At 44.8% G+C, this 3,463-nt stretch carries 4 protein-coding genes; all 4 read right to left on the reverse strand.

The features are described from left to right. Positions 1 to 192: 192 nt before the first annotated feature. Positions 193 to 828 carry a hypothetical protein gene (locus AC4E7D_RS12895; protein ID WP_490174198.1) on the reverse strand — a complete coding sequence of 212 codons (636 nt, stop codon included), beginning with the start codon at positions 826 to 828 and terminating at the stop codon, positions 193 to 195. Between the two features lie 148 nt (positions 829 to 976). Beyond that, complete coding sequence (gene mltG / locus AC4E7D_RS12900) at positions 977 to 2,020, reverse strand: endolytic transglycosylase MltG (protein WP_490174199.1); 1,044 nt, start codon at positions 2,018 to 2,020, stop codon at positions 977 to 979. Next, positions 2,020 to 2,541 carry a GNAT family N-acetyltransferase gene (locus tag AC4E7D_RS12905; protein ID WP_490174200.1) on the reverse strand — a complete coding sequence of 174 codons (522 nt, stop codon included), beginning with the start codon at positions 2,539 to 2,541 and terminating at the stop codon, positions 2,020 to 2,022. The genes mltG and AC4E7D_RS12905 overlap by 1 nt, the downstream gene beginning before the upstream one ends. Beyond that, the gene (gene dapF, locus AC4E7D_RS12910; protein WP_490174201.1) at positions 2,538 to 3,323 is read right to left on the reverse strand and encodes a diaminopimelate epimerase; all 786 of its coding nucleotides are present in this window, start codon (positions 3,321 to 3,323) and stop codon (positions 2,538 to 2,540) included. The genes AC4E7D_RS12905 and dapF overlap by 4 nt, the downstream gene beginning before the upstream one ends. Positions 3,324 to 3,463 lie beyond the last annotated feature (140 nt).

The following is a 3,463-nucleotide window of genomic DNA, read 5'->3' on the forward strand; positions in this document are numbered from 1 at the left end:
TACTACAAGGCTTTGCGTGGGATGTGACCTAACCCTTCCCACAGAACTGGTCATGACCCGTGAAGTTTCTGAATGGAAACAACAAGAACTGCCCGAGCTGCACAAGAGGCCGGCCATATTCATAATACAGGCACAATAAAAAAGCCCCGTAAAAACAGGGCTTTAGTTTTTAATTTTTCCCGTAAATACAGATCACACTTTGGGATTGCGCTGCGGAAGCACAGTTGAAACATCATATCCCGAGAATTTCTTCATGTAATCCCTGATTGACGTTCCATAGGCGTCCTCTACGTCCAAAGTTCCGTAGGACCGCAGGTACTTTTTAACGTTACCTGCACCTGCAAGGTGGGCTGCTGCCAGGATCCCGGACTCGGTAATTTCCACTCCCTTGATTTTTTTACCTACAAAGCGGTTGATATCCCTTCTTAAAATCCATTTGTTACGGGCAACGTTGGTACGAAATACCTCTTCCTGTAACATAGGATCGTTCAAGAACTGGGTGGCGTTGTATACGCCCATCAACTGCAAAGTACCTACCCCAAACTGATATTTCCCCAGGTAGCCAAGTGTGTTAGTGATAAAGTAGTTCCCCTGGGACTCTTTGAAAGCCAGGGCCTCTTTAAATCCAATGTACGAGCTACCAATGAATGGAGGAGTTACCAAGTTGGGTTGGGAAATGGTTTTGTTTTTGGGGTACAAAACCATAGTAGGTTCTTTTACTTTTAGCGCCTCGGGCACATCTACAGCTGTATTAGCCGTGTGAAAACCGAAACCCGCTAAAACAAAAATCATGGTAAGCAGACCGATTACGCTTAGCCATCTTTTCATATAGGTGTTTTCTTAAGACTTACGATCAGAAAATCTGACTGCTTAAATTTCACGTTACAAAGATACGCCCGATTTGAAAATTAATCCCAAAATTTTCCTAAAATTGACCCCCTTTTAGCTTTTCTGTAGGAAATCTCCGATAAACGCATTAACGGTTAACATTTTGTCGATTGAGCCAACGGACATACTGCACTTTATTGCGATTGTGCTCTGAAAGTGTCTCGGCAAACTTATGATATCCAAATGCTTCAACGTCAGCCACGAAGTAGAGATAATCGTGTTCTTCGGCATTCAATACCGCGTCAATGGCAGATATATCAGGCATTGCAATGGGTCCCGGGGGAATTCCAGGGTAGCGGTAGGTGTTGAAGGGAGAGTCCAGGGCGAGATCCCGATAGAGTACCCGCTTGATCACTGTATCGTAGTTACCAGACTCCTTTTTTATGGCAAAGATCACGGTGGGATCAGCCTGCAGCAGCATGTTGCGCTTTAACCTGTTCAGGTAGACCCCGGCTACCCTCGGGCGTTCTTCAACCTTGCTGGTTTCCTTATGTACAATGGATGCAAGAGAGATTACCTGTTCGGGGCTAAGATCCAGTGCCTTTGCTTTTTCCATTCTTTCCGAATTCCAGAAACGCTGGTATTCCCGGAGCATGCGCTCACGAAACTGCTCAGCACTAGTGTTCCAGTATAGTTCGTAGCTATTTGGGAGGTAGAGGCCAATGGCAGTTTCCTCGGAAAAGTCATTTTCTTCCAGAAATTCCGCATCAGACATGGCCATGAGCAGGGAAAGGCTGTCGGCTTCTATCTGGTCAGCAATTCGCCCAGCTAATAAGGCAAGGTTCTCCTGATTATTAAAGGAGACCTGAACTGGCAGGTTACCTATTCGTAGCGAGTTGACCATTTCGTTGTTGTTCATCCCCTTGAGTATCCTGTATTTCCCTGGTTTGATGTTGTTTATGTACTGCTTACGCCGGGCCACGGCCTCGAAAGCCTCAAGGTCCTCAACCAGGGGTTCCAAACGCTTCTTGACTTCTGAAAAGTCGGCTTCCGTGGGGATATAAACGTAGGCCTCTTCATTATTGAAACTGGTGTTAGGCAGAAAAAAGGTATCATAGACCATGTAGGCGAAGGTACCCCCTCCCACCAGGCCAAGAAAAACAATGATCAGTAATAGCCTTTTGATATACATCAGCGATTTATTTTTTGAAACACAACTACCTTTCTGAATTCCTTCCCGGAACGCAACCAATCCTCAAGTATCCCGGACTGTACAAAACCCAGTTTATTAAAGAGATGGAGGCTGGCTTCGTTATGTTCTCCTACATGGGCGTATACCTGCCTCAAATCCAGAGATTTAAATGCGTAATCACATAGAAGCTCAAGGGCTTCCGTTCCCAGTCCATGATTGCGGTCCTTACTCCGGGCGATAATGATACCCACACCTGCCCTTTTATTTCTGGGGTCAAAATCAAACAAATCAATAAGTCCCACCACCCTGTCCGTAGTATCACAGATACACAGCCTCAGTTGCCGAACTTCATAAATATCCTTATGGGCCTGTTCCAGATACTGTTTTAATACGTGTTTGGAATAAGGAGCCAGGGTTCCACTAACTTCCCAAATTTCCGGGTTGTTCTCCAGTTCATAAAGGAATTCGAGGTCCTTCGGCTCAATAGCCCTCAGATAGATATGCCTGCCTGTGAGTTTCAAATTTCAATTGTCCCCTTATAGACCTGTTTTACAGGCCCTTTAAGTATTATATCTGTATATTCCGAACCAGTTTTCCTAAAAGAAACCTGTAATTCTCCCCCCTGTGTTTTCAGGAAAACAGGGCCCTCATCGGCATGGCCCAGATAATCCATGGCAATGGCAACAGCGGTAACCCCGGTCCCGCAGGAAAGCGTTTCGTCCTCCACTCCCCGTTCATATGTGCGTACTGCGAAGGTATTTTCGCCAAGTGGCTCAACAAAGTTAATATTACTTCCTGACTCTCCGTATAATCCGTATCGCAGCCGTTTACCTTCCCGGTAAACATCATATTGTTCGATCCCTTCAACCAACTGTACGTGATGTGGTGAGCCTGTGTCCAGAAAGAGGTTCTGGGGCTTTTCCCTGATCTCGGTAACGGGTTGCATTTGCAAGGCAATCCGGTCAGCGGACCATTTGGCCGAATGTAGCCCATCTACTGCATTGAAGGTAGTGCTTTCCCCAATGATCCCCAGGAAATGTGCAAAATCTACCATACATCTCCCACCATTACCACACATACTGCCCTCATTGCCATCAGCATTGTAGTATAGCATACGAAAATCAGACAATTCGTCATTTTCCAGCAACATGAGCCCGTCTGCCCCTATGCCAAATTTTCGGTCACACAGCTGTGCGATCAAATTGGTATTATTTTTGGGGAATACGAGCTGTCTGTTATCTATTAAAATGAAATCATTGCCCGTGCCCTGGTATTTATAAAAAGGAAGTGCTTTGGTTTCCATTGCCGGACAAAGATAGGACTTTATTTAAGGTATTTTTATCAGTTAAAATGTCGTTAAATCAAAAAATGAGCCTTTAGAAAATTCTAATTTTATATAGTTAAGAATCAAAATTAAGACTATGAAAAAAGTAGCGAGTTTGT

It is taken from the genome of Lentiprolixibacter sp., from assembly GCF_982873095.1.